26 protein-coding genes and 1 tRNA gene are annotated in these 26,470 nt (G+C 52.6%); 15 read left to right on the forward strand and 12 right to left on the reverse strand.

All coding sequences use genetic code 11. From position 1 onward, the window contains the following. Complete coding sequence (locus OO713_RS07230; protein WP_346659308.1) at nt 1-144, forward strand: DUF2256 domain-containing protein; 144 nt, start codon at nt 1-3, stop codon at nt 142-144. Here the strand turns inward: OO713_RS07230 and galU are convergent. Continuing rightward, nucleotides 131-1,030 carry a UTP--glucose-1-phosphate uridylyltransferase GalU gene (gene galU / locus OO713_RS00655; protein ID WP_264785692.1) on the reverse strand — a complete coding sequence of 300 codons (900 nt, stop codon included), beginning with the start codon at nt 1,028-1,030 and terminating at the stop codon, nt 131-133. The genes OO713_RS07230 and galU overlap by 14 nt on opposite strands. A gap of 79 nt (nt 1,031-1,109) precedes the next feature. Here galU and OO713_RS00660 point away from each other — a divergent pair, with 79 nt between their 5' ends. Then, on the forward strand, nt 1,110-2,444 hold the full coding sequence (locus OO713_RS00660) for a S8 family serine peptidase (RefSeq protein WP_264785693.1): 1,335 nt from the start codon (nt 1,110-1,112) through the stop codon (nt 2,442-2,444). On the opposite strand, the gene OO713_RS00665 is transcribed toward OO713_RS00660, so the two are convergent. The 5 genes from OO713_RS00665 to OO713_RS00685 are packed head-to-tail and all read right to left on the reverse strand — an operon-like array spanning nt 2,441 to nt 8,012. Further along, the gene (locus OO713_RS00665; RefSeq protein WP_264785694.1) at nt 2,441-3,214 is read right to left on the reverse strand and encodes a glycosyltransferase; all 774 of its coding nucleotides are present in this window, start codon (nt 3,212-3,214) and stop codon (nt 2,441-2,443) included. The two genes, OO713_RS00660 and OO713_RS00665, sit on opposite strands and share 4 nt — an antisense overlap. Next, a complete protein-coding gene (locus OO713_RS00670; RefSeq protein ID WP_264785695.1) occupies nt 3,214-3,984 on the reverse strand; it encodes a hypothetical protein in 771 nt (256 codons plus the stop codon). Before OO713_RS00670 ends, OO713_RS00665 begins: the two co-directional genes overlap by 1 nt. Before the next feature lie 3 nt (nt 3,985-3,987). Further along, nucleotides 3,988-5,745 carry a polysaccharide pyruvyl transferase family protein gene (locus OO713_RS00675; RefSeq protein WP_264785696.1) on the reverse strand — a complete coding sequence of 586 codons (1,758 nt, stop codon included), beginning with the start codon at nt 5,743-5,745 and terminating at the stop codon, nt 3,988-3,990. A 16-nt stretch (nt 5,746-5,761) separates the two neighbouring features. Beyond that, the gene (locus tag OO713_RS00680; RefSeq protein WP_264785697.1) at nt 5,762-6,703 is read right to left on the reverse strand and encodes a glycosyltransferase family 2 protein; all 942 of its coding nucleotides are present in this window, start codon (nt 6,701-6,703) and stop codon (nt 5,762-5,764) included. Further along, complete coding sequence (locus tag OO713_RS00685; RefSeq protein ID WP_264785698.1) at nt 6,696-8,012, reverse strand: UDP-glucose/GDP-mannose dehydrogenase family protein; 1,317 nt, start codon at nt 8,010-8,012, stop codon at nt 6,696-6,698. Before OO713_RS00685 ends, OO713_RS00680 begins: the two co-directional genes overlap by 8 nt. An 80-nt stretch (nt 8,013-8,092) precedes the next feature. Between OO713_RS00685 and OO713_RS00690 the strand changes: the two genes are divergently transcribed. Both OO713_RS00690 and OO713_RS00695 read left to right on the forward strand, forming a co-directional pair. After that, nucleotides 8,093-9,535 (forward strand): sigma-70 family RNA polymerase sigma factor, encoded by a 1,443-nt coding sequence (locus OO713_RS00690; RefSeq protein WP_264785700.1) that lies wholly within the window; start codon nt 8,093-8,095, stop codon nt 9,533-9,535. A gap of 173 nt (nt 9,536-9,708) precedes the next feature. Beyond that, the gene (locus OO713_RS00695) at nt 9,709-12,090 is read left to right on the forward strand and encodes a hypothetical protein (protein WP_264785701.1); all 2,382 of its coding nucleotides are present in this window, start codon (nt 9,709-9,711) and stop codon (nt 12,088-12,090) included. A 63-nt stretch (nt 12,091-12,153) separates the two neighbouring features. Here OO713_RS00695 and OO713_RS00700 read toward each other — a convergent pair whose 3' ends face one another. Beyond that, complete coding sequence (locus tag OO713_RS00700; protein ID WP_264785702.1) at nt 12,154-12,828, reverse strand: LuxR C-terminal-related transcriptional regulator; 675 nt, start codon at nt 12,826-12,828, stop codon at nt 12,154-12,156. Nucleotides 12,829-13,092: 264 nt separating this feature from the next. On the opposite strand from OO713_RS00700, the gene OO713_RS00705 reads away from it, so the two are divergent. The 4 genes from OO713_RS00705 to OO713_RS00720 all read left to right on the forward strand — a co-directional run bounded on the left by OO713_RS00705 (nt 13,093) and on the right by OO713_RS00720 (nt 17,883). After that, on the forward strand, nt 13,093-15,636 hold the full coding sequence (locus OO713_RS00705; protein ID WP_264785703.1) for a hypothetical protein: 2,544 nt from the start codon (nt 13,093-13,095) through the stop codon (nt 15,634-15,636). Nucleotides 15,637-15,720: 84 nt separating this feature from the next. Beyond that, nucleotides 15,721-16,587, forward strand: coding sequence for a DMT family transporter (locus OO713_RS00710; RefSeq protein ID WP_264785704.1), 867 nt, complete (start codon nt 15,721-15,723; stop codon nt 16,585-16,587). 39 nt (nt 16,588-16,626) lie between these two features. Then, the gene (locus tag OO713_RS00715; protein WP_264785705.1) at nt 16,627-17,223 is read left to right on the forward strand and encodes a nitroreductase family protein; all 597 of its coding nucleotides are present in this window, start codon (nt 16,627-16,629) and stop codon (nt 17,221-17,223) included. A 42-nt stretch (nt 17,224-17,265) separates the two neighbouring features. Next, nucleotides 17,266-17,883 carry a DedA family protein gene (locus tag OO713_RS00720; protein WP_264785706.1) on the forward strand — a complete coding sequence of 206 codons (618 nt, stop codon included), beginning with the start codon at nt 17,266-17,268 and terminating at the stop codon, nt 17,881-17,883. On the opposite strand, the gene OO713_RS00725 is transcribed toward OO713_RS00720, so the two are convergent. Together OO713_RS00725 and OO713_RS00730 are read right to left on the reverse strand one after the other, a co-directional pair. Continuing rightward, on the reverse strand, nt 17,880-18,473 hold the full coding sequence (locus OO713_RS00725; RefSeq protein ID WP_264785707.1) for an ATP-binding protein: 594 nt from the start codon (nt 18,471-18,473) through the stop codon (nt 17,880-17,882). The genes OO713_RS00720 and OO713_RS00725 overlap by 4 nt on opposite strands. A 9-nt stretch (nt 18,474-18,482) precedes the next feature. After that, the gene (locus tag OO713_RS00730) at nt 18,483-19,079 is read right to left on the reverse strand and encodes a winged helix-turn-helix domain-containing protein (RefSeq protein WP_264785708.1); all 597 of its coding nucleotides are present in this window, start codon (nt 19,077-19,079) and stop codon (nt 18,483-18,485) included. 296 nt (nt 19,080-19,375) lie between these two features. Between OO713_RS00730 and gmd the strand changes: the two genes are divergently transcribed. Together gmd and OO713_RS00740 are read left to right on the forward strand one after the other, a co-directional pair. After that, on the forward strand, nt 19,376-20,395 hold the full coding sequence (gene gmd, locus OO713_RS00735; RefSeq protein ID WP_264785709.1) for a GDP-mannose 4,6-dehydratase: 1,020 nt from the start codon (nt 19,376-19,378) through the stop codon (nt 20,393-20,395). Next, complete coding sequence (locus OO713_RS00740; protein ID WP_264785711.1) at nt 20,392-21,339, forward strand: GDP-L-fucose synthase; 948 nt, start codon at nt 20,392-20,394, stop codon at nt 21,337-21,339. Before gmd ends, OO713_RS00740 begins: the two co-directional genes overlap by 4 nt. Here OO713_RS00740 and upp read toward each other — a convergent pair. Beyond that, nucleotides 21,336-21,983 (reverse strand): uracil phosphoribosyltransferase, encoded by a 648-nt coding sequence (upp, locus tag OO713_RS00745; RefSeq protein WP_264785712.1) that lies wholly within the window; start codon nt 21,981-21,983, stop codon nt 21,336-21,338. The genes OO713_RS00740 and upp overlap by 4 nt on opposite strands. A 12-nt stretch (nt 21,984-21,995) precedes the next feature. On the opposite strand from upp, the gene tadA reads away from it, so the two are divergent. Both tadA and OO713_RS00755 read left to right on the forward strand, forming a co-directional pair. Next, nucleotides 21,996-22,442 carry a tRNA adenosine(34) deaminase TadA gene (gene tadA / locus OO713_RS00750; protein WP_264785714.1) on the forward strand — a complete coding sequence of 149 codons (447 nt, stop codon included), beginning with the start codon at nt 21,996-21,998 and terminating at the stop codon, nt 22,440-22,442. A 15-nt stretch (nt 22,443-22,457) separates the two neighbouring features. Next, nucleotides 22,458-22,547 (forward strand) — tRNA-Ser (locus OO713_RS00755). Between the two features lie 29 nt (nt 22,548-22,576). Here OO713_RS00755 and OO713_RS00760 read toward each other — a convergent pair. Next, nucleotides 22,577-23,008, reverse strand: a complete 432-nt coding sequence (locus OO713_RS00760) for a GtrA family protein (protein ID WP_264785715.1) — start codon at nt 23,006-23,008, stop codon at nt 22,577-22,579. 49 nt (nt 23,009-23,057) lie between these two features. On the opposite strand from OO713_RS00760, the gene OO713_RS00765 reads away from it, so the two are divergent. The 3 genes from OO713_RS00765 to OO713_RS00775 are packed head-to-tail and all read left to right on the forward strand — an operon-like array spanning nt 23,058 to nt 25,539. Beyond that, entirely contained in the window at nt 23,058-23,756 is a 699-nt protein-coding gene (locus OO713_RS00765; RefSeq protein ID WP_264785716.1) for a glycosyltransferase family 2 protein, read from the forward strand. After that, the gene (locus OO713_RS00770) at nt 23,757-24,149 is read left to right on the forward strand and encodes a hypothetical protein (protein ID WP_264785717.1); all 393 of its coding nucleotides are present in this window, start codon (nt 23,757-23,759) and stop codon (nt 24,147-24,149) included. It begins immediately after the preceding gene. After that, on the forward strand, nt 24,142-25,539 hold the full coding sequence (locus tag OO713_RS00775) for a hypothetical protein (RefSeq protein WP_264785718.1): 1,398 nt from the start codon (nt 24,142-24,144) through the stop codon (nt 25,537-25,539). The genes OO713_RS00770 and OO713_RS00775 overlap by 8 nt, the downstream gene beginning before the upstream one ends. On the opposite strand, the gene OO713_RS00780 is transcribed toward OO713_RS00775, so the two are convergent. Beyond that, nucleotides 25,540-26,469 (reverse strand): UDP-glucuronic acid decarboxylase family protein, encoded by a 930-nt coding sequence (locus OO713_RS00780; protein ID WP_264785719.1) that lies wholly within the window; start codon nt 26,467-26,469, stop codon nt 25,540-25,542. It abuts the gene before it with no gap. Nucleotide 26,470: the final 1 nt, after the last annotated feature.

Raw genomic sequence — 26,470 nt, forward strand, 5'->3', positions numbered from 1 at the left:
GTGCGCGGAGTAAAAAAAGAAAACCTGCCGCAGAAGAACTGCGAGCGTTGCGGCAGACCCATGGTCTGGCGCAAGGCGTGGGAGAAAAACTGGGATCAGGTGAAGTACTGCTCCGAGAAATGCAAGAGAACTAAATCTCTTTAGCGAAGTCCTTTAGCCAGCTTCTGAGATCGCTGCCGATGTCTTCTCGGTCGATACCGATTCTCAAGGTTGCCTTGATGAAGTCGAGCTTGTCTCCAGTGTCATAGCGACGTCCGCGGAACACGACTCCTCGCACACCACCTGCAATCTCTGGGTGCTCAACCGCATACTCCAGGGCATCGGTGAGCTGGATCTCTCCACCGCGACCTGGATCAGTCTTCTCCAAGATGTCGAACATTTCGTGACGAAGCACGTAGCGGCCGATCACTGCAAGGTTTGAGGGTGCCTCTTCGCGGGCGGGCTTCTCAACCAAGCCAGTTACCTGCACCACATCGTCCTCGGAGGTCTCATTGATGCTTGCGCAACCATAGAGGTGGATCTGATCTTCTGGGACTTCCATGAGTGCGATCACGTTGTCGCCGGTTTGCTCGTGAACCTCGAGCATGCGGGGGAGAATCTGGTCCCTAAAGTCGATTACGTCATCGCCAAGCAGCACGGCAAAGGAGTGATTGCCGACATGGCTCTTTGCTCTGAGGACCGCGTGACCAAGACCGCGCGGGTCTCCTTGGCGGGTGTAGTGAATGTCGGCTAGTTGAGAAGACTCTTGAACTTTGAACAACTTCTTGGCATCGCCCTTATCGGCCAATACCTGCTCCAGCTCCGCCACTCGGTCGAAGTGGTTCTCCAGGGCATTTTTGTTTCTGCCGGTGATCATCAGTAGGTCATCAAGACCTGCCTCGACGGCTTCCTCAACAACGTATTGAATTACTGGCTTATCAACCAGCGGCAACATTTCTTTTGGCATCGCCTTGGTGGCTGGCAAGAATCTAGTTCCAAGTCCAGCAACTGGGATAACGGCCTTTTTGACACGATAGTGCGCCTGAGTCATGGCTAAAGCCTAGACTCAACTCTCAGGAAATGCTGACTTCTCAGATTTACACTTTCGGGCAGTTGGATAGGAGTTACAAATGGCTAAGCGAATACTTGGGTTGCTATCGGCAGCCCTGTTGGTAGTCATTGGGCTCAGCACTCCAGCCCAAGCTGCCCCAATCGAGAAGGCCTATGAGGCCATCAACATCAACGCCGCCTGGAGTAAGAACATCCTCGGTCAAGGCGTGACCATTGCCATGATTGACCAGGGTGTGAACCTGCAGCACGAGTACTTTGATGGTCAGGTCGTTGACGGCATCTGTGTTTACCAAACCAACAACACCGCAACCTGTCCAAACGGCACCAAGTTTCAAACCGGTCTCGCTGCCGCCAGCCAGCGTCGTGATCTTAGAGGTGCCCTGATTGCTGAGGAAACCCACGGCAACATGGTCGCTGGCATCGTCGCCGGTAAGCCAAACTCGGTGGCACCAGGTGGCGTTGCTCCCCAAGCCAAGATCGTGATGGCTAACACCGATATGCAACCTAAGAGTGTGGTTGCAGCGCTTGAGTATTTCTACCAAAACCGCGAGAAGTACAACATCGTCGCCGTCTCGATGTCCTTTGGAATTCTGGGTCTGACATCTCGTCAGGACCTGCTCAACTGCAACACCAACCCGGTCTACACCGAGGTGCGAGCTTCGCTGAAAAAGCTTCGTGAGGTTGGGGTTATCCCATTTGCCGCAGCCGGCAATGGCTTCTACCTAGACTCGGTGGAGTCCTGGGCACCAACTTGTTTGGATGAGGCAGTGTCCATTGGTTCGGTTGATGAGAATGGCCAAATCTCGATCTACAACACCATGAGCACCAAGGTTGAGTTACTGGCCCCCGATTACGCAATCTCGGCAGCCACCTACGGTTACATGCAGGCCAGCGGCACATCTGCCGCTGCACCGACCGCAGCTGCCAGCTATGCCCTGTTGAGGCAGCAGTTCCCGCTGCACTCCGCTCAGACAGTTCTGGAAGCGATGAAGGTCTCGGGCAAGAAGATCGACGATGTGGTACGCAAGCAGATTCCAATGGTTGACATCGCTGCAGCCCAAAAGGTCTTGGAGTCAACCCCGGTTGGTGGCACTCCAGTTGATCCAAACCCAACCCCGGTCACTACCAAAAAGGTGACCGTCGGATCCTTCAATGGCTACATCGCCATCTACGTGCAAGGTTATGAGGGCAGCCAGTTCATCTCTCGAATCGCGGGTAAGTGGATTAGCGTCTCGTCGCTGAAGAACGTGACCGGTAAGCCATACGCCCTGATCAAGCGCAACACCGGTGCCGGCTATGACGTCAAGGTCGAGGTTTGGATTGATGGCGTGAAGCAAACCCTGAATACTTCGGGACAGCCCGCTTCGCAGGTTTTGGTGCTCAGAACTCGCTAGCGACCAAATACAAAGAGCAAGAATTTCAATGGGCCACCAAGCTCCTTGATGCGCCTTAGCCCAAAGCCAAACCTAACCATTGCGGCCTTGGATCCGAAGACTCGATCAAACACGGATGCTCTAGCCATGCGATCTTTTTTGCTTCCCCAGCGCGACCCAGATGATTCAAACGGATGGGTCGCCAAAGTGATTGGCATAAACACTGCCTTGGCTCCGGCGCTTAGTAAGTCAACGATGAATATGTATTCATCGCCAAGGTAGTTCTTAGCCCCAGCACCGAAACGTTCATCAAACCAAACCCCAAGTTGCCGCACCGCTTCAACCCTGATCACCATCTCGTAGGTTGCGGCCCTTGCGGAGTTGTATTTGGTGAGCTCCTCACGACCCTTTGGATACTGCTTGCGCAGTTTGCCAGCCGGGTCTACAGCTTGGCCGAGCAGCAGCGAATACTCCGGGTTTTCATCGAGGAAGCGAACTGCCTCTTCGAGGCCCGCTTCATTGAACTCGATGTCGTCATCGGAGAAGATCAGGTATTCACCCTTGCAGTGCCAAATCGCCTGATTGCGACTTTTGGCAACGCCTAGGTTGGTGAGCTCGTGGATCTCAAGGTCGGTTCTTGTGAAGAGCTCGGCAAGGCCTTCGCCGCGCCAAGCCATGTTCTCGGGATTTTGAATGATAACCGTGACCCGCCAGTCCAAACGCTCCGGGGGTGGCTTGATGTTACCCACTCGATCTGCGAGGGTCGAATAGCCGAGGGTCAGCTTGATCATTAGAAGCTGTTCGCCTTAGCTCGGGCAAATCTCATCAAGGAGCTGCTAACCGATGAGAATGTGGTGTTTTGAAGTCTTAGACCTAGGAATAACACGATGGTGTTGGAGAGTGTGACCAGACCATCAAGCGAGAACCAAATCAATACCCCAAGCAGCACCACTACACCGAAGCTTGCCAGCAGCGTGCCGAACTCGGCCTGCTGAATTCGAGATCCCAGGCGCTCTGCTGGAGTGACCTCTTTCTTGGCGCGTTTTTTCTCAACAAAGCCGCGTTGCTTCTTTAGCTGACGCTTGAAAAGCACTCCCATTACCTGAAGCACGATCAGCACCAGCAGCATGTTTAGCCCTGCAAACAGCGGGCTGAGTGCAAATAAGAAGAACGCAATTACAAATAGCTGAGTCAAAAAGCTAAGTACGTTGACTAGCTCAAGACCCATAGCCCACTCCCAAGACTCCTTGGTCTTGGACTTTTCTCTGGTGTCCGCTCCGAATGCCTTGTCAAAGAACTTCACCCGATAGGTCTTCTGCAGATAGTTGGCAGTTCTTGTGGAGATAAAAAGCACTGCAAACACAACACCGGCAACGATGATCTCGGCCAGCGGCTTGTCAGCCCCATCGACAACCAGATCGGTAAAGAGCTTGGCAACCAGCAGTTCAATAACCGGAATCGAGGCTGCAATCAGAACTAGCAATACCAGCTGCGTGCGGTACTTGCCCTTCGGGACTAGGAGTTTGGAAGAGCTAAATAGTTCTTGAAAGATTTTGCGCAATAGCTACTTCTTTCGAACCTTTGCAATGCCTGCCTTGATGTGCTCGATGACTTCGTCCTTCTTGGCCTCAGAGACCTTGATGTCTCGAATTAAGTTGTCGAGGTTTGCCTTGCGAAGATCTAGTGGCACAACCTGCGGGTTCATTACCTCAACTCCGGCACCCTGGGCGTAGTCACCGTACTTGATTCCTGAGCCGTGAACGTTCTCCTCATAACCTTCAAAGGTCACCAGTCCACATGGAATTCCATAGGACTGGCAGGTGATCATCACGTGCATGGCCGAGGTAATCACTGCGTCATACTGAGCCAGCTTGCCCACAAACTCTGCAATGTCAGTTGGGCGAGACATCAAAACCGAGAGCTCTTCGACATTCTCGGGTAGTTGCATCGGAGCTGAGGTGTGGGAGAAGTGACGAATAAATGCAATCTTGCCGTTGGTTGCTCCGCGAGTCACCGGGATGACGCGGCTCAGCGCGAGACCTGGGTCACCAAAGGCCTCGATGGCGGGACCGCCAGATTGCTTCAGCACTCTGGCGGTGATTGGACCACGAACCGAGACATACTGCGCCTTGCGATTTAGTTCGATGTCATCGGTTGAGATACCGGTACCGATCACAACCGAGTTGGACTTGATGAAACGACCAATCGAACCAAGGGAAATCAGGTGGGGCTTAGCGGCTGGCTTCACCGGTGACTGCAGCACAATCCGAGCATCGGTGTAGTGCGAGATCATCAGTGGGCTTAGCCAGTCCCCAAAGTTGCCCGGGAATGGCTTTGACCACCAGGCCAAACGAATCTTGTCCTCAGACTCCTTGGCGGAGTATGAGAGAAATGCCTCTGCAGCCTCAATGATTGATGCCTCACCGAAGCTCGCGATGTATTTGTTCTCGAACTCAGCTTTGGCCTTGATAAACAGGGCACCATCGCCCTTGATGCCACCGCCGAGCATTTCACCAACCATACGGCTGCGCTCAGGGTCAATGCTCTTGGCCTTGCCTGCAGTCAGCACACCGGTAATGCCGGCAGAGTCTGCAATTCGACGCAGTGGCTTCTTGATTGAGTCCGGCAATGCCTTTTCAATTTTCTTCGCCTGCTTGAGAAGCTTCTTTCTTGGGCTGGACTTCTTGCCAGCACCGTGCTGCACAACCTTGTCCTTGAACTCTGCAACATTGCCCGAGGAACCGAATACGAAGAATGCCTCACGAGCACCAGGCTCAGCGAGCTTGCGGTCCTTGACGATGCAGGTTGAGGGGATGAGCTGGAAAGTTAGCTTCTTGGCATTTGCTCGCCAAGCCTCTTCCAAGAAATAGTCATCGGTTGCCTTGATATCAGCACGCTGCTCCAGGTCATAGGCATCTTCAACTAGCTTGCGGCCCTGCTCGGTGGCGTTTACGCCCCAGAAGCTTGGCTCCCAGAAGCGGGTGCGGTTGTGATAGCCGATCTGAAGCGGGCTACCAAAGCTGCGCTGGAAACCAATTAGGTCAGCGGTGGTGTTAGAGATGAAATCGGGTAGGTGAGTGATGCGGCAGTCAACGTCAATCCAGAACACCATCTTGGTTGGGTGCTTGTGACAGATCTCGCGGATAAAGCCAATCTTGCGTCTGGTGACATCGGCCCAGTCTTCGCCGGGACGCTTTTGGATTTCCAAAAGCTCGTGCGCGATGCCCAGCGAGTCAAGCTGCTCGCGAAGCTCTTTGGCGTGGCCGCCATAGTAGGCGTCAGGGGTGTAAAAACTGCAGATGACTACGTCTCGGTTACTCACGGGTAAAAACTACCAGCTACCCCCGCGATACCCCTCTAAATAAGCCCCACCAAAAACCCAAGCCCCAGGCAAAGTGCATGGTTGGTAGCACCAGCATCAACCAGGCCTTCACGTTATTGCTTGGTCCACTGCGGGTAAACACATAGATTCCGATTGCGAGTAGGTATAGCCCAAGCGGGAATCCCCAAACCAGTGACAGCACCAGAATGGGTGGAATCCAGTAGCGAACCGAGGAGTCCGCGGGATTGTTTCTAGTTAGCGCACCACGCCACCTACCGGTTTTGAAAAACTGCCGTGCCAACTCTTCCCAACTCGATCTGGGGTAGTAGCCAACCTGCAGCCGTGGATCAAACCAAACTTGGTAATCGGCTTTGCGAATTCGCTGGTTTAGCTCCCAGTCTTGACCTCTAACCCAAAACGGATCAAAACCACCGAGCTCATCTAAAACTGACTTTCTAAAGACACCTAGATAAACAGTCTCCTTGGGCCCAGCCTCGCCACCAACGTGAAATGCCCCACCGCCAAGCCCGATGCGGTCGTTATAGCCATAGGCAACCGCTGATTGAAAATCACTCTTGCCTTTGGCCACCATCATGCCGCCCACATTCGCAGCACCGGTTTGATTCAAAATCTCGACGGCAAGAGCGGCATAGCCATCGCTTAGGTCGGAGTGGGCATCTACTCTGAGCACAACCTCGTAACGAGCCTTGGCAATCGCAAGGTTTAGCGCAATCGGGGTAATGCCCTCAGGGTTTTCGACAATCTGCAGCTTTTCACCAAACTCGGTTGCCAACTGCATGGCAATCTCCATGGTCTGATCTTTGCTGGGGGCAATGGCCAGGATCAGTTCCATTTCGCCGGGCACCTGCTGGGCGAAGACCGACTCAACAGCTGTCCTGAGGTATTTCTCTTCATCCCGAACGGGCATCACAAATGAGATGTTCTTGAGATCAGCCATTTTGAATACTGCGACCCAGCGCAATCACTTTCCAGCCAGCTGATTGCCAGGCTGCAACATCAAGCACATTGCGGCCATCGATGACTGTCTTGTTCGCAACCACCGCGCCAAGAGCGTGAGGGTCAGCGTCTTTGTATTGCTTCCACTCGGTTCCCAAAATCACCAGGTCCGCCTCACGAACGGCCTCTACTAGATCAGCCTCACGACCAAGGGCCGGTTCCTTTTCGGCAAGTGCAGAGAGTGATACTGGGTCATGAACCGTCACCTCGGCACCTTCGCGACTTAGTCGCTGAGCAATCTCAAGTGCGGGGGAGTCGCGAAGGTCATCACTGTCTGGCTTGAACGAAATACCCAACATGGTTACGCGCTTGCCCCGAACATCCCCAAGCTCACTCTTGGCAAGCGCGACCACCTTGTCGCGTCTTCGGAGATTGATGGCATCAACGTCTTTTAGGAACTCGACTGCCGAGCCAACACCGAGCTCTTCAGCTCTTGCCATAAAGCCGCGGATGTCCTTGGGTAGGCAACCGCCACCAAAACCGATGCCGGTTCTAAGGAACTTGTTTCCAATACGTTCGTCATAACCAATTGCTTTGGCGAGCGAAACAGCATCAGCGCCTGATACTTCTGCCACCTCAGCCATGGCATTTATGAAGCTGATCTTGGTTGCCAAGAATGCGTTGGCTGCCACCTTAACCAACTCAGCGGTCGGCACATCCAAAACCAAGAACGGCGTACCTAGGTTCAAGATCGGAGCGTAAGCGGCCTTGATCACTTCAACCGAGTGCTCGTTCCATGCGCCCACCACAATTCGGTCTGGTCGCAAGGAGTCTTCTAGCGCGGTTCCCTCGCGCAGAAACTCTGGGTTCCAAGCCAGGTTCACATCAAACCCAGTAATCTCAGTCATTACCTTCTGCAATTCGGTCGCGGTCCCAACCGGGACGGTTGATTTACCAGCAACAACAGCATCTGGTCTGAGGTGAGGAGCAAGCGCCTTGGCAGCGGCCATTACATAGGAGGTATCAGCTGCATCGCTGCCAGAGCGCTGAGGTGTGCCAACACAGATGAAGTGGAGGTCGGCGCTCGCTGAATGGTGATTGTGCTCGGCCTGAAAGGTGATTTTGCCTGTTTTCAATACGCGAGACAGAGCCTCATCGAGACCAGGTTCGTGGAATGGAAGGACTCCCGCTTTTAGAGCCTCGAGCTTCTTGGGGTCAGGTTCAAGACCTACAACCTCATGACCAAGCTCCGCCATAGCGACTGCGTGTGTGGCCCCCAAATATCCAAGGCCGATGACCGATACCTTCACAAGCAGGGAGTCTACCTAGCAAACGGCAAATAACCCCTGACCGTAACGGGTATTGACTACGGGCGTATAGTGATTTTTGTATGGCAAACATTGAAGACCCAAAGACTTTTGGGGAAGACCCCTTAGAGCAGCTCCTAGATGAGGAGTCCGACGAGGAGTTTGGCCTACCTGAATTTCGAGAGCACTTTGCCGATTCACTGACTCCAGCCGTTCTAAAGGACTGGACTGCCAAAGACTTTGCGAGCATCTACGTTCGCTTTCGCCCACACCTAGAGCGTCATGCTCGTCGCTACCTCCAGAACCCATCACAGGTTGAGGAAGTAGTTCAAGACGCATTCCTATATTTAATGACCTCACTTCCAGAGCTCGACTCCGAGCTTGGAGTTTTGAAGTTCTTGAAGTGGAAGACCAGGCTGCTTGCTCTTGATGTAATTCGCTCCAACAGCCGCGCAACCATGGCTCCAATTGATGACCAGCCAGAGTTTGCATCGAGTGACCCAGAGATCAGCCAGGACCTTGAGCGTGCCGAAGACGCTGCGATTGTCTCCATGGCGCTGGCCAAGCTCCAACCTCGTCACCGCGAGGCGCTGATTGCGACCCTGTATGAGGAGAAGCCTCAAGAGGTCGTGGCTGCCCAGATGGGTCTCAGTGACAACGCATTCCGTCAACTTCTGTTCCGCGCCCGCGCCGCATTCAAGAAGGCGCTTATTGGCGAGGCAGAGACCGCAGGACTATCGATGTCTCAGATCCTCTCGATCGCTGCTCGCAAGGCAGCTGCCGAGAGCGGCAAGTATGTCTCTGCTGCAGGTGCTTTCTTGCTGGTTCTAGCAATCTCCATCGGTGTGCTGCCAAACCTCTCACCATCGGTGTCTGAGCAGGAGATCTCAGCTCCAGAGCCGACCATCACCTCTCCTTCAGAGCCGACTGAGGTTGAGGTTGCAGAAGAAACCCCAGCTTCACCATCAGATCTTGCCCCGGTTGCAGATTCAGTTATCGAAGCTGAGACAGTTGTAATGACCGCAACGGTCAACACCACTACCCAGGCAACACCAGAGCCCAAGGGCGACTTGCTTACCGAGCAGGAGCTAATGGTTGCAACTTTGAAGCCGATTCTGGGAGCGCGGACTCTCGAATCGCTCTCCTCAGAGACTGAGGGCCGAATTGTTTCCGCTTCCACGGGTGAGGTAAGCGTATTGAACTCAGCTGGCCTAAAGGCCAACGTGGTTTACGACCTAAACACCGAAAACGGCATCCAGTCAGCTTGGTTTGAATTCAAGGTCGGAGACGCAATGTTCTATGCACTTCCGAAAACTTGGATCGCATCAAAAACTACTGATTCTCAAGGCCGCACGGTTTTGATGCTCGGTGCCACGGATCTTGTAGTCGGAAATGCCGATGGCAAGCTCGGTAACGTGGTTATCGAGAACTCTGTTTTGGGCAATGGCAAGATCCGCCTCGAGATCGTTCTCGACGATGCAGCATCGCCAATTACTTCTTCTTTGACTATCAAGTCCAACTACTAAATAGCGGCCTTGGAAAAAGGCTCAAACTTTTTTGTATCCAAATCGTAATGTCTGGACATTATGTCCGTTATCTTGGACTAGAGGGTGTGTGAGCTCCTGCTTGGTTGGTGCTTGCTCGCTCTCAAACCAATCGGCCCCAAGGCCGATTGGAAACCAAGAAAGAAAGAGAACGAATGTTCAAGAACACGACTCGTAGGGGTCTTGCGATTGCTTCCGCTCTATCACTAGCGTTCGCAGGTCTGGTCTCCGCACCAGCATCAGCAAACGTAGCGTTTGAGCTAAAGCCATCTGCAGGTACCGGCTACAACACGCTCGTGACTGAGACCTTCACCCTAGAGACCGTTTTGGGTTCAGCTAACCCATCCGGCGGCGCTCAGCTGAAGTATGCAGTTTCGAAGGCGACCGGGTTCGACGTTGATGCTGTTTCCAGCACCAGCGCAACCGCTGCGCTTGTTGACAAGGAGATCCTCACCGGATCCACCTCTGAGGTAGTTCCAGCCGCTGGCGCAACCCAGACCTCCCGTAATTACTTCCGTCTAGCAATTGACGGCGCAACCACCGCTTCAGCATCTGTAACCGTTACCGTCACCGCGTTCATCGACGTTGACAACGACGGTGTTGTAGATGCAGCAGAGCCACAGTCAGCCCAGACCATTTCTTTCAAGAAGTACTCTGACGTTGCATCTGTAGTTGCACTAACCCAGCCAATCCAGGGCGACACTTCTCTAAAGGGAACCGCCTCCTTGACTGACATCAACGCTGACCAGGTTCAGAGCTCCGTTACCTTCGTTGCATCCATCGGTGGCACCGCTACCGGTTCCGCAACATTGGCTAGCGGCGTTTACTCAACCGCTGTATCAGCGCTTGCTGCTAACGCAACTGTTTCTGCAGTTGTAAAGGTTGGAACCACTCAGATTGGCGCAGCTTCTTCGACCCTAACCGTGACCGCAGCTTCAGCTGTTGTTGTTACTGCTTCTGCAGTAACCAGCGACAACGCTAAGGGCACCTTGGTTCGCAAGAACTCCGCATTCGCAGTGACCGGTAAGGTCCTAAACGGCAACACTTCAACCGCTTCTGGCGTTGCAGGTGTCGCAGTTACCGCACTTGTCACCACCAGCGCGACCCTGGGATCAAGCACCACCATCACCGTGAACGGTGTGACCTACACTGACAGCGCGAAGCTACCAACCGCTCTTGCTCTAACTACTGACGCAAGCGGAAACGTAACCCTGAACGTGACCAGCGCGGGCCTCGCTGCAGATGCAACCATCGGCTTCCGCTTCACTTCACAGAACGTAGTTTCTGACCTGTTCACCACCACTCAGAAGGACGCACAGTACACCGCGACCGCTGCTGGCACTGGTTACCTAACCGTTGCACCTTCGGGCGCATTCTCGGTTGACTACACCGTTGCTGACCAGTGGGGCGTTGCAGCTCCTGCAGGCCACCGTGTTGCAGTTGCCTACAACGGCACCACCAAGTACGTGAACCTATCCGCAGGCGCAGCAAAGGTTGACTTCACTGCAACCAGCTCTGCAGCGACCCTGAACGTAGAGAACATCGCACTTGAGTCACAGAACACCAGCACCCTTAACTGGTCAACTGTCTCAACCGCAGTCACCGCATCTGTAGTTGTTGTAAAGGCAACCTCAGTAGCAGCTTCGTTCACCACTGCTCCAACTCACTCAACCGCTGTTGATGTTGCTCGCGCAACCACCAGCAACACCGCTGGTTTCACCAACAAGGTTGAGATCACTGGAAAGGTAAACCACGCAGGTCAGTCTGTAACCGTAACCTCGACCGGTGCAAAGTTCTCCAACGCTTCTCAGGGCGTGGCTGCTGTAGCTAACACCTACACCACCACCGCTGATGGCAACGGAAACTTCACCATCTCGGCATACGTGCACGTTGCTGGCACCGCGACCTTCAACTATGTTGCTGGCACCGCGACTGCTTCAACCACCATCAAGGTGAACACCCCTAACGGCACCAACGGCTCAGCGCTAGACGTAACCTCTAACGCTGCAGGTAACACCATCGAGCCAGGCAAGACCATCGTTGCAAAGATCTCTCTAAAGGATGAGTTCGGCAACGTAATCGCTGCTGACGATGCTGCTACCGAGTCCTTCGGTGTAACCGTGACTGGCCTTGGCTTCGTTGGCGCACTACCAACCAAGCTAAACAGCTCCGGTGAGGCAACCGTAACCGTTCTGCTAGGTTCCGCTGATGAGGGCAACGTCGTCATCACCGCTACCTACTCGAAGGACGGCACCACCGCTAACGCCATCACCAAGGTGCTAACCATCGCTGTTGCGAAGGCTGCTGCTCCTGAGGTAAACGCAGTTATCGGTACCTACAACGGCCGCTGGGCAGTTCGCGTTGAGAACGCAAAGGGCTCAGTAGTTTCCGTCAAGGTTGGCGGCAACTGGTTCAAGTACACCTCTCTAAACGAGAACTACCTATTCAGCCGCAAGTCGGTTAAGGGTCGTACCCTCGCAGTTGCTGTTTATGTAAACGGCCAGCTAGAGAACGTTGCAACCATCGTTGTGAAGTAGTTTCAACACTCTCCAAAAAACCGATAGCCCCCCTGGAAACAGGGGGGCTATCCATTTAACTGTTTAGCTTGCCAGTGACTGTTTTGGTATCAACCCGAGGGCCTTACCCTTTTTGGAAGCCTCAGTTCTACTGTTGACACCTAGCGCTCGATATATCCGGACTGTCTCTTGGCGAATGGTTGACTCCGAAAGCAACATAACTCTGGCAATTTCTGCATTGGTTTGGCCCAGCGCCATGTAACTGAGCACCTGTCGCTGACGATCGGTCAACTCCTCAGGGTTTCCCTCTGTTCGAACAGCACCTTGCTTGATGTTGAGTCCGTTGGTGTCCAGGTAGAACGCACCGAGCTGAGCCAAGACGTTCTTCGCTGAGTCCTCTAGCTTCGCCACCTTCTTTCCTGAAACGACTACTAGGCCACCAACTGGTGCCATCGACTTATAAAAAGGGAACACCGTAATGAACGCGTTCTCCCAAGCGAAGGATGCAACTTCCTTAGAACCCAGTGCCTTGGAGATCGGGTTGTCATCCCAGAGAGATAGCCCTTCAGGAATCGGATATGAGTTTCCGTAAGAGGCAATTACCCGCAGGCTGCCTTTCTGATCTATTGCAACCAATTGAGAACCCGATGCCCCCGCACCCAAAAAATCTCCATGGACAACGTTCCTGCATAATTCGTAGCTGTCTGATGATGAGGTAATCACCCCGGTCGCGTTCTCTAAGAACTCGAGTGCAAGCATTCGAAACCCCCTAATTAGTTCCTGTACATACATTCAAAGTCCAGACATTTGAAAATGCGAGAGCGTTTCGTCCCCCATCTTGGTCAAGTCCGGACATTACTCAGACATGTCCAAATAGACTCCCCTACCCCTTAGTAACAGGGAGGGACCGCCTCTGGTTACCTAAGCCTGTAAGAGTGGGATATCTCCTGCTTGGTTGGTGGTAGTTCGCTCTTACAGCCATTTCCCCCATGGGTTTTGGTAAACCAAGAAAGAAAGAAAACTATGCAAAAGAACTCAAACCGCAGAGGTTTGGCTCTTGGCGCGATCTTCGCCCTGGTTGCATCACTGTTCGTCTCCGCTCCGGCGCAGGCAGCAACTGATGGTGCAAACATTGGTGTTTACCCGGTCGCCGAGAACGGAACCACATCATCTGCATTTGTAGGTACTTTGGTGGATGACTTCCCGATCTACGTTCAGGCGAAGCCTGGAAATACGTCGCTTGCGAACACCACTGTCATCTTCAAGGTCGAGAAGACTGCCGGAACCAACATGGATGTCGTGGTCAGCGCTAGCGCGACCGCTACTGACATGTCCGCAATCACATCCACCTCACCTTCAGCCCCGACTGCTACTCAGGGTTACATGCAGGCTGGAAGCACCTCCATCACCGTTGCGGCAGTAGTAAACGCTTCCGGTGTCGCTCACCTTAACTTCAAGGCCAGCTCCGCATCAGGACTGGCATCTTGGAGTGCAGTGACTCTGAAGGTCACCGCCTTCCAGGACATCCAAGGTGGCGTCTCCAATGACACCATCAACTCCGACGAGTGGTTTACCACCCAGAGCGTGACCTTGCTTCACCCAACTGCACTCACCGCTGTTCTCAGTAACTCTGCGCTGGGCGTGGGCACCAATGGGGTAACTGTAAGTGCCACTGTCACTGGAGTGAACCTTGCAAACATTAGTGGTCAGTTCAGGCTGGCTTACTCAACCTCTGCCTCTACTTCGTTCGTTGGCAACAACGTCACCGCAGCTCAGGCATTCGCTAGAGGTGGAATTGTTTCACAATCTGCCGGTCTAACCACTATTGCTGGAAACGAAAAGTACGAGTTCTCCCTTCGTTACCACTCTGCCGCTCTAAGCGCGGTGACTGATGGTTCTCGTGTCGGAAGCCTTGTGACTGTAACTGCGTCTCGTGCAACCGCGACCGCGCTTGTGGTTCTGGTAGAGGCTGGTGACGATGCAGTTTCTGCAAGCGGCACCACTACTTCTGGAGTGACCTACAACGTCCGTCCAAACAAGACATACAAGGTGACCGTGACTGCCATGAGCAACTCAGCAACTGTGTCTGGCGAGGCTTTGAAGGTTGCAATCACTGGTGAAAGCTTGAGTGTTGATGCTGGCAAGACCATCTCTATCGATGGTGGCGCCGCTACTACCTCATACCCAACCGCAATGTCGCTTACCACTGGAACAGATGGCAAGGCTAGCTTCACTCTAGCCTCCGCAGGTATCACTGACGCTCACGCTAACTTCGTGATCACGGTAACTAGCGAGGTATCAAACCTTACCAAGGCTGCAACTTTGAACCCAGACCTTCCTGGTTTTGTGGTAGTGAACGAGTATGACCTGTACTCAACCACTCCTGGAACCGCAGTGAAGCTGAACTTCGATGTTGAGGACCAGTGGGGTGTTGCCTCTGACCGCACGAATCAGCGAATCAAGCTGACCGCAGGTGGCGACTCTGGATTCCAGGGAAACCCGACCGTGTCATATGCAACTGTAACTGCAGGTAAGGCATCATTTGACTTCACTGCAAACCCAGTTACCAAGACTGGTTCGGCAACCATCGTGCCCGTTGTCCAGACCCTAAACCCAGACACCAACACTTGGGTGGACGGAACCACGGGAACAACCATCACCATTAAGGTCACTACGATTGCGAATGCCTTCACTGGCTCAGCTTTAGCTACCGCTTCTGCGAGCATTTCTTATGCAGCTGCGAGCGGTAAGTACAGCTGGTCCGCAACTTCCATTGCAATCAAGGCTGTAAATCCTGGTTCAGATGTAGTGGTTTCCGCTCCGGGCTTGTTCATTCAGGACCTGGCCGATTCCAAGACATACTCCGCTACAGCGACTCTAAGAACTGACTCCTCTGGAGATCTTTCTTTGAAGTTCGCAAGCACCAAGGCCGGAACCCACACCGTTAGCTTCACTGTGGGAACCGTTACCACCACCTCACAGATCGTAGTAACTGCCGCACAGGTGCAGAGCGCAAAGAACATCACAATTGCATCTGCCACCATGTTGCCTGGTCAGACAAACGTAATCTCTGGTACTCTCACCGACGCTAATGGCAACCCAGTTGCTACAACAGCGGACAAGAAGGTATCGGTGGAGTGGACTGGTAAGGGCCTCCCATTCAACGTCGGTTCAATTGCTACTGACGAAGATGGAAAGTTCTCCTTCCAGGTGCTAGTGCTTGCTGGCGAGACCGGAACCGGTACCGTAAAGGCAACTTTCAAGCCAACCGCCGTTGCCGCTGACGACATCACCGTTACGAAGACCATTGCGATCGATGCCCCAGCAGTTGCTCCAGCTCCTGAGGTCAACGCAGTGATCGGCACCTTCAACGGCCGCTGGGCAGTTCGCGTTGAGAACGCGAAGGGCGCAGTTGTTGCAGTCAAGGTTGGTGGCAACTGGTACAAGTACACCTCTCTAAACGAGAACTACCTATTCAGCCGCAAGTCAGCTGTAGGTCGCTCCGTTGCGGTAGCTGTTTATGTAAACGGCACTCTAGAGAACGTGGCGACTATCACCATCAAGTAGTTTCAAAAACTAACTAACCGGATCGGGTGGACCTTAGGGTCCACCCGATTCCCATTTCATCGGCTGAGTCTGTAGTCTTGCCAGGTGTCTAAAAAGGGTCTGATTCTTTTCCTTCTAGCTGGGCTCTTTTGGGGTCTTCCTTATTTCTTTATTGTTTGGGCACTTGAGTCTTTTTCGACATCAACAATCGTCTTTGCCCGAACCTTACTTGGTGCGGTCGTCCTGATCCCATATGCGATCAAGGTAGGTGGCATCAGACCTGCTCTCCAAGCATGGCCATATGTCGTGCTTTTTGCAGTTTTGGAAATGGTTGTGCCGTGGTTCCTGATAACAGAGGCGGGCAAACACATACCTTCGGGACTATCTGGACTTCTTGTATCGACCGTCCCATTCTTTGCTGTCGCGATTATGGCTCTTGTGTTCAAAGACAGAACTGCCCTCAAGCCGGTTCCGTTGTTGGGCATGTTGATCGGATTCACCGGAGTCGTCGCTCTCGTGGGCATCGACTCTCTATTGGGGCACATCGATCCGATTTGGGTGAGTGCGGTCGTATTGGCCGCACTTGGTTATGCGATTGCCCCAATCATGGCGAATGTAAAGATGAGAGAGGTTCCCACATCGGGCGTCATTGGATTGAGCATGGCTCTTGTGGCACTAGTGTATTCACCGTCCGCTCTTTCCGAGCTACCGCGCGAGCTGGTTGCTGAACCAACAGCTCATGCCTGGATCGCTCTAGTAGTTTTGGGTCTTGTTTGCTCAGCTCTCGCGTTTGTCATTTTCTTCGAGCTGCTCAAGGAAGTTGGCCCAGTAAAGGCAAGCTTGATCACCTATGTGAACACAGCCGTCGCGCTGCTCCTTGGGACACTTTTCCTGAGCGAGCCTGTCACGCCAGGCTTGTTGCTGGGAATCCCGTTGATTTCGATAGGTCTATATCTCAGTGCGAAGAAGTGAGTTGGGAAGTCAATGGAGCGAAGTGGAGTTGGTTATAGCGTGAGTGATTCAATTTCAAAGCCTGCAGAAACTATCGTCCCCATTTCAGATTTGATCGCCAACAGGTGGAGCCCAAGGGTATTCGACACAAGTCACGAACTAAGCCATGGCGATGTCCTGGCCTTGGCTGAAGCTGCCAGATGGGCACCGAGCTCGAACAACGCTCAACCTTGGAAGCTCGCAATTCTTACTCGTGAAACTCCAGAGTTCCAAGCTATTTCTCACTCAGGCTTGACCGGATTCAATCAAACCTGGGCACCTAAGGCATCGGCGTTTGTAGTAGTCATGGCAGATCAGGTTCGACCTGACGGAAATCCCTGGGATAAGGCAATCGCCTTCTACAACGCAGGTCTGATGTCTGCTCAGGTTGTTTTTGAGGCCGAAGCGATGGGTCTCAAGGCTCACTACATGGGCGGCATCGTCCATGATCACATTGAGGCCATCCTCGAAGTCTCTGGAGTTTGGGTAGTGAATGTGATTGCCATTGGCAAGCAGGGCGATGTCTCTGGTGTTCCTGCAGAGCTGCAAGAGCGCGAGTCCGCTCCCAGAACTCGCAAGTCCCTGGAAGAGATAATCCTTCACGGCCTTACGCGCTAATTGGCAGAAGTTAGACTTCTACCCGTGCCAACAACTTTTCGGATGTCAGTAACTAGTGACATCGTCGGTTGGTTTGATCAAATCGGCCCAATTCTCTTCTACGCGGCCGTCTTTGGGCTTGTTTTCGCTGGCACAGGTTTATTCATCGGTGCCTTCATCCCGTTTATAACCGGTGACTCACTCGTATTCGCTGCAGGCTTGGTTTCAGCAGCCCATCAAGACTCCATAAACATCCTGGTTATGGTCATAGGTGTTGGAATAGCGGCTTTCTTGGGGGACCAAGTTGGTTACACCCTTGGTCGCCACTACGGACGCCCTTACTTGGACAAACGCAAGGGTCAGTGGATTAAGCGCGGCATCGAGCGTTCAGAGCAGTTCTATGATCGCTACGGCTGGTGGTCGATCGTAGTTGCAAGATTTATCCCATGGGCAAGGGTTATCATTCCGGCCCTAGCCGGCATCGGGCGCATGAATTACTACAAGTTCTTCTCTGCCAACTTGGTCGGTGCCCTGCTGTGGGGCAGCGGCCTCACTTTGGCTGGTTACTTCGCCTATTCAATTCCATGGGTTCGTTCAACCGTTTATGCGATTGCAGCTGTTGTTATTGGCCTGAGTATCATTGCCGGCTTTAGGACCTGGAAAGCCAACCGGTCAAACTAGTTTTTTAAGGTGAAGTCAGCTAAAGACTCGCTACCTTCTTCTGCAAAGAACTCATCTTCCTGGGCCGCCCAGATGCTCCAATTTTGATCAAAGGCCCCAGCATCTCGATCGTGAAACCTTGATTTTCGAGTCGAGAGATCAGCGTCCATCCATACTCGCACTTGCGCTTGGCTGGCGGTCAGTCGGGAGATAGAGCCGCAGCCCTCGACTATCAAGATGTTTCCGCCAGCGAACTCTCTCCAACCATTGCCAGGTTCTTCAGCATTGCCCCTGGTATTTCGACCCCAATCCCAGACCTGCCAGATCGCTTTCTTCCCGCTGGCAAGGGGACCCAGTATCCGCTCTTCCAGATATTTGGAGCCTTCTCGTAGGCCCTCCCAGCCCGGATATAGATCATCCATTGAAACTACGGTCGGGGCTGGCTCACCGGCCTTGAAGATCTCATCTCTAAGCAGCTGGGCGAATGTGCTTTTTCCAGATCCAGCTCGACCATCAATCAGCAATATCGGAGTCGGAATTTGATCCGCGAGTTCCAAGGTCAGCTTGGTTATGACCTCTAATCCCTCGCGGAAATCTAGCGTTCGTGGCACCGGTGAAGTCTAAAGCTCCTCGATCAATACGTCAGGGTGCTTATCAAAGCGGTACCCCTGGCCACGGACAGTTCTAACAATGTCCTCGTAGCCTGCGATCTTTGAACGCAAGCGACGAACGTGAACATCGATGGTTCGCGCGTTCGGGGTAGGTTCACCGCAGCGATCTGCGATAGCAGCGATTTCACTTCTGGAAACTGTGTTACCAGAGTTTTCAATCAGGAATGCGAGTAGTTCGAACTCTTTGCAGGTAAGCAGGGCATTTCTTCCGTCTACGAACAAGCGCCTGCGAGTTAGATCAACAACGATTCCCCTGGCAGCCTTGTCTTCCTCCTGGACGGGTTGAACCTTCTGCTTGGTAGCTCGTGGCTCCTGAAGGGCCAGCCTAGTGATGTCAAGGTTTCTCCCGGGTGCATCAGCTGGTGCGATAGCGACAGTTGCGTAGGTCTCTGAAGCCTTGTTTGGAACTAGATCTGCGATTTTTTGCTTTAGTGCCGCGGCAATCTCTTGAAGTGATACTCCGGCGGCTGCGGCGTCAGATTCAGAAATACCAACGTACAGCGCGAAGCCCTTGATTTCGGTCTTGGTCTTTAGGTTTAGTGACATTTGGCTCAGATCCTTTTGTGTAGTGTGCGGTTTTTGATGCACGAATCACGTGCGTTTGTCGGGGTGCTGGTGCCATTGGGCTAATTCGTGAGCAGTTGAATTAGCGGCACATACACATGCACATACACATCGAGCAGGGCATCATGGCACCCTGAGGTGCTCCGTCTAGCTGTGCTCGAGTAGTCATTGCCAAATAGTTTGCGGAAGATTGCAAACTATGTCAAATCATTACGAATTGTTTCGAATGGTCAAAGGGTAGGCTTGTGGGGTCAGTTGGGGGCACCCAATCAGTTGGAGTGAAGTTGAAAAAAGCACTGATTATTGGAATTACTGGTCAAGATGGCTCATATCTAGCGGAGCTTCTTCTTGAAAAAGGGTACGAGGTTCACGGATTGATCCGTCGAGCATCGAGCTTTAATACCTCTCGTATCAATCACCTATACCAAGATCGCCATGACGGTCAGGCTCGGATGATTCTTCACTACGGAGATCTTTCTGATGGCTCTCGCCTGGTTTCCCTAATCGCAGAATTGCAACCTGAAGAGATTTACAACCTAGGCGCTCAGTCGCACGTTCGCGTGAGTTTTGACGAACCCGAATACACCGGAGACATAACAGGCGTGGGCACAACTCGAGTCCTCGAGGCTGTCCGGCTCGTTTCTCCTCAAAGTCGTTTTTACCAGGCATCCTCCTCAGAAATGTTTGGTGCCACACCTCCACCTCAGAATGAGGAGACACCTTTCTATCCAAGGTCGCCATACGGTGCTGCGAAGGTCTACTCGTATTGGATGACCAAGAACTACCGCGAGGCCTACGGCCTGTTCGCCGTGAATGGCATTTTGTTCAACCATGAATCGCCCCGACGCGGTGAAACTTTTGTCACCCGCAAGATCACTCGTGCAGCAGCCCGAATAAAGGCTGGTGTTCAGAAAAAGCTTTACCTCGGCAACCTAGACGCGGTCCGTGACTGGGGTTACACCCCTGAGTATGTCGAGGGCATGTGGCGGATGCTTCAGCATGATAAGCCGATGGATTATGTGCTGGCGACCGGATATGCAGCAACGATTCGTGACTTCCTGGACTACACCTTCCAGCACCTTGAATTGGACTGGAAGGACTTTGTTGAGTTTGACTCCCGCTACCTTCGTCCAACCGAGGTGGATGCCCTTATCGGTGACGCCTCGCTTGCTGAGCGCGAGCTTGGATGGAAGGCCAAGACCATGACCCCAGACTTGGCCAGAATCATGGTCGAGGCAGATGTTGAAGCCTTGAAGCACGATGGTTCTGACTGGATCGACAAGCCAAAGTTCCTATGACCTCGAAGTTTCCGCTCGACAAGACCTCTAAGTTCTATGTTGCTGGACACAGAGGGATGGTTGGCTCTGCCATTTGGCGAGAGTTGCAAAAGCGCGGTTTCACGAACCTAGTTGGCAAGTCTTCGAGTGATCTAGATCTAACTGACCGCGATGCAGTGTTTGAGTTTTTTGCTTCTGAAAAGCCAAGGTATGTGGTTTTGGCTGCTGCGAAGGTTGGCGGAATTCTGGCCAACAACACCTACCCTGCTGACTTTCTAAGCGTCAATCTGCAGATTCAAGTCAATGTCATGGATGCCGCGCTCAAATACGGCGTTGAGCGATTGTTGTTTATGGGGTCAAGCTGCATTTATCCAAAGTTTGCTCCACAACCAATCAAAGAGGATTCGCTTCTGACCGGACATTTGGAGCCGACCAACGATGCTTACGCGATCGCAAAGATTGCCGGAATCACTCAGGTTAAGTCCGTCAGGCGCCAACATCACAAGCAGTGGATTTCGGCCATGCCAACAAACCTCTATGGTCCGGGAGATAACTACTCCGAGCAAGGGTCTCACGTGTTACCTGCGCTGATTAGACGATACGAGACTGCTCGAATTGAGGGTGCTCCTTCAGTTACAAACTGGGGAACTGGCTCACCTTTGCGTGAATTCCTATATGTCGACGACTTAGCCGAGGCGAGCCTTTTTCTTCTTGAAAACTACGACGACGCCCAGCAGGTGAATGTGGGTGTGGGCGAAGACATCACTATCAAGGAGCTAGCTCAAATCGTCGCCGAGGAGGTCGGCTACCAAGGCGAGACCCGTTGGGACACCTCTAAACCGGACGGGACTCCAAGGAAGCTGCTGGATGTTTCTTTGCTATCCGAGATGGGCTGGAAGGCAAAGGCCCGGCTGCGTGAGGGTATCAGGATGGCGATAGCCGACTACCGCGCCAACCACTCCTAGTCAGCGACTCCGTAGAGGCGATCTCCTGCGTCGCCAAGGCCTGGGACGATATAACCAATTTCATTTAGTTTCTCGTCGAGCGATCCCAGCACCACGTGCACTGACTTATTGGGCCATTTCTGAGCTAGGTGTGCTCTTACGTTCTCAACACCCTCGGGTGCACCAAGAAGGCAAACGCAAGTTGCATCCCTAGCCCCTCGCTCAAAGACGTAATCAATCGAATCGTTCAAGGTCCCACCGGTGGCAAGCATCGGGTCGACAATGAATACCTGGCGATCTGAGAGGTCTTCGGGCAGTCGATTGGCGTAGGTGTAAGGCTCTAGGGTTTCTTCGTTGCGCTTGATGCCAAGGAATCCAACCTCAGCCGTAGGGAGGAGCTTGGTCATTCCCTCCAACATGCCAAGGCCAGCTCTCAGAACCGGAATGATTATTGGCCTCGGTCGGGACAACTTCAGCCCCCGAGTTTTTACCAACGGAGTTTCGACCTCAACCTCGGTCACATTTACCTCTCTCGTGGCTTCATATGCCAGAAGCGTCACAAGCTCCTCAACCAATAAACGAAAAATTGGTGAAGGTGTCTGTTTGTCTCTCAGAATCGTGATTTTGTGGGTAATAAGGGGATGATTCGCTACCGTCAGTCGCATAAGCTCAAGCCTATGGACTTTGGGCATTTCATGCACATCGCTTTAGAGGAAGCTAAAGCTGCAGGAGAAGAAGTTCCCGTCGGCGCTGTCCTGGTTTCCGATGCAGGTGAAGTCTTGGCCAGCGCTCACAATCAACGAGAGTCAAAAAGCGACCCGACATCCCATGCGGAGATCGAGGTTATTCGCCACGCTGGGGACGCCGCGAAAGACTGGAGGCTTGAAAATTCCACTCTTTTTGTGACTCTAGAACCTTGCGTAATGTGTGCAGGGGCTATTGTTGCCGCTCGCATCCCGCGTGTGGTATTCGGTGCCTGGGACGAACGCGTAGGTGCAGCTGGATCGGTTTATGACATTCTCAGAGATCCTCGATTAGGTAAACCCGTTGAGGTAGTGGCGGGAATCTTAGAATCCGAGTGCACTGCCGTGCTCAAAGAGTTTTTTGCCTCAAGGCGAGCTTGAGCTAAGCTTTCACACGGTGACGTGTCCGAGCGGCCGAAGGTGCAACTCTCGAAAAGTTGTGTGGGTGAAAGTCCACCGTGGGTTCAAATCCCACCGTCACCGCCACTGGCGTGGGGCTCGCTTCACACCAATTTTCATTTGGGAAAAACCCAAATTCTGTTCGCCACAAACCTAAATACCAAGGCTAATCCTGTTCCAACTATGTTGGCGCTGATGTTGTCAGCGAGCAGCGAGTCGAAGCCGAGAAGGTATCTGGAGATGGCAAGTGGAAGTAATGTCAGCCCGAGGCCGGCAGCATTTACTGCGCCGTAGAGCAGAATCCTCTTGATGCCTTCGGGGCGACCTTTTCTTCTTCTAAATGTCCACCTGCTGTTTGCTAGGTATGTGAAAGTAATAGCAACAATTGCCGAAATCGTCTTGTTAACCACGGGGCTTGCCGCTCCCGCGCCAAAGTCAACAAATATGGAGAAATAGTTGAAGAGCGAGGTGTCGATCACAAACCCAGCAGCACCTACAAACAGGTACTTGATAGCTTCCCTAGATAGCTCGGCCTTAAAAAGTTTCACCATTAGAGCGTAGTAAGGTTTGAGGGTAGATGTGGCTTTTGGGGGCAGTTTGAAACTTAGCGTAGTTATCCCTTGTTACAACGAGGTCCGCACACTCGAAATCCTGCTAGACGCGGTAATCGCCTCGCCTTATAAAGACAAAGAAATTATCGTCGTTGATGACTTTTCTACTGATGGCACTCGTGATCTACTTCTTGGCAAGCTGAAAGACAAAGTAGATGTAGTCAAGTTCCACGAAAAGAACATGGGTAAAGGTGCGGCGTTGCGCACTGGAATTCAGGCAGCGACCGGTGATTTCGTAATCATCCAGGACGCCGATCTGGAGTACGACCCCAACGAATATCCAAAGCTTTTGAAGCCACTCCTTGATGGCAAGGCGGACGTGGTCTACGGCAGTCGATTTATGGGTGGCGAACCGCATCGCGTCCTCTACTACTGGCACTCAGTTGGAAATGCGTTTTTGACGATGCTCTCTAATTTCTTCACCAACATAAACCTCACCGACATGGAGACCTGTTACAAGGTCTTTCGCCGTGAGGTAATTCAGTCCATCACCATCGAAGAAAATCGTTTTGGCTTCGAGCCCGAGATCACTGCCAAAATCGCTAAGAAACATCTGCGTATTTATGAGGTGGGCATCTCTTACTCTGGCCGGACATACGGTGAGGGCAAAAAGATTGGCTGGAAAGATGGCGTCAGAGCGATCTACTGCATCATCAAATACAACCTCTTTTCGAAGCAGGCCTAAATGAGCCCAAGAGTTCTTGCTGCGCTCAGCCTTCTCTTGGTAATTGGATTGACTCCTGCGGCGGGCAACTTCTCTCCATTTGTGTTTCTAGATAAGACCTTGTCTCGACTTCAGGTTCCTGTCACCGAACAAGAGCAGGGGGAATTGAACTTCCTGGCGTGCGTGAATCAAGCTGCGTCCGTAATCCCGGACCGAGTCGATGTCCTGATTGACGGTAATTCTGATTCTTACCTCAGGCAAAGAGTCCAGGACCTCATTTACCCACGAGTTCGTTTGGTGAACGAGGGTGCAGACTTCACAGTCCACATTGGTAACGAGCCAGCTCCAGAGGGCGAGAAGGTAAACGAAGTGGATTGTGGCGGAGTCATCTTTACGGTGGTGAAGAATGGCTGATTTACTTGTAATCTTTCCAATCTTGTTGGCATTTCTCCCGCTCGCGGCGCTTCTTGCTAACGGCATAAACGCCTACATTGTGAGCCCAGTGCTTGCAACTGCTGCCGCACTCGCCGCTGGCTTCACGCACATCTTGTTTGATGTCCCAATTTGGAGCGTCTGGCTGATAATCGTGGGGTTGCAGCTGATTCTGTTTTTCTTGAAGCCCGTTCGAGAGCGGGTCGTTGCCAATCTCAAAGTCGCCCAATCCGATTTGTATTCGGTTGGAGTTTTGGGGCTTGCTGCGCTGATGAGCGCTATGGCATCGATTTCGACGCCAGCGCCCCTTGCTTGGGATGCGAGAAGCATTTGGTTTCACCACGCTAAATGGCTCAACGGCCCAGCGGAGTATTTCCTCGAAGCTCAGTTCTTGCCTGCCGGAAACTGGCCTGATTATCCATTCACTGGACCAGCTCTCATGACATTGAGCTGGCAGCTGACTGGCGGGTCAGAGAACCTTTGGCTAGCTAGCAGAATCAGTGGCGTTCTTGTCATCCTGGTTGGTTTGCTGACTGCAGTGGTGCTAGCAAACACTTTTGCACCCAAGGCCCACTTCGTGTTGAAGCTTGGCATTGCGTTTATCTTCGTAGCATCACTTACCCTCCTGGCCGATGGTTACTACAACGCTGGCTACCAAGACACTCTTCAAGCCGCGTTAGTCGGATTGTTATTCGCATTAGTTCTGTCACTGAAGAGCTCAAAATGGCAGGACTTGATGCTGCCAGCCCTAGTGTTCTTGCTTGCATCAAACATCAAGCAAGAAGGATTCTGGTTTGCAACAGGTGTTTTGGTTTTGGCGCTTTCGGTCCAGGCCATTCAGAAGAACTATTTAGCGCTTGCGCTACTCGCTGCCCCTGCAATTGTTCGAGTTAGCTGGTCTTGGTTCCAGGATCATGTCGGCATGCCAGACAATGGCCACACAGCTGAAGTTATCGAGCGCTTTCCGCTTCTGTTTAGTGGCGATTTGGAGGTCGCTAACAATCTTCAGCTGGTCTTCACAAACGGCATTCAACCCAGGTCTATGAATTACGTTCTACTCGCGCTGCTGAGCGCAATTTTGATAGCGATGCTGGGCAAGGGAGAAAGCTTTGTCGCCAGACTGCCAATCTCGATAGCCTCAATTACGGCCCCCCTGGGCGTCTTGGGCGTTGCTGTGGTCACCTATGTTCTTGGTCAGTCCGGTGGCTTGGAATGGTGGCTGGGAACGAGCTACACCAGGATCACCGCTACCTTTGAACTTTTAGCTCTAATTGCAATGCTGATCGCATCTCTAAATCTGTTGCCAGATTCAAAGCCCAAGCTGGTTGTTGCTCAGAAGCCCGTTTCCAAGAAAGCCAAAAAGCGCAGATAGCTAGACGACTGTACTGAAGTAATTGATGGTCTTTTCAAGACCCTTTCGCAGGTCTACTTTTGGTTCCCAGCCCAGCTCAGCCTTTGCCTTTGTGATGTCGGGCTGACGTTGCTTTGGATCATCCTGGGGCAGCGGCATGAACTTTAGCTGAGACTTCGATCCGGTGATCTCGATAACCTGCTGAGCCAGCTCCAGCATGGTGAACTCGCCCGGGTTGCCGAGGTTAATTGGACCGAGTAGCGGCTTATCGCTTTCCATCATTTTCATAAAGCCAGCGACCAGGTCATCTACGTAGCAGAACGATCTCGTCTGGGAACCATCGCCATAGATGGTTATGTCTTCGCCCCTCAGGGCTTGAACAATGAAGTTACTCACAACCCGGCCATCGTCTGCAGCCATGCGCGGTCCGTAGGTGTTGAAGATTCGTGCGACCCGGATCTTGACGCCATGTTGGCGCTGGTAATCGAAGAACAGGGTTTCCGCTGCTCGCTTACCTTCGTCGTAGCAGGCTCGCGGACCAATGGTGTTCACACGACCCCAGTAGCTCTCAGGCTGTGGGTGAACCTCCGGGTCTCCATAAACCTCTGATGTGCTGGCCTGGAAGATCGGTACTTTCAGGCGTTTAGCTAGTCCGAGCATGTTTACAGCGCCGATGACGTTGGTCTTGATGGTTTGAACCGGATCCCGTTGATAGTGAACAGGTGAGGCTGGGGATGCCAAGTTATAAATGGCATCAACTTCGATAAATAGTGGGAATGTCACATCGTGACGAATAAGTTCAAATCGAGGGTTGCCAATCAGGTGCTCAACGTTTCTTTTCGAGCCAGTGAAGAAGTTATCGACGACGATGACTTCGTTGCCTTTTTCAATCAGCCTGTCGGCTAGGTGGGAACCGAGAAATCCAGCACCCCCAGTAATCAGAATTCTCATG

It is taken from the genome of Aquiluna sp. KACHI24, assembly GCF_025997915.1.
Lineage (GTDB): Bacteria > Actinomycetota > Actinomycetes > Actinomycetales > Microbacteriaceae > Aquiluna.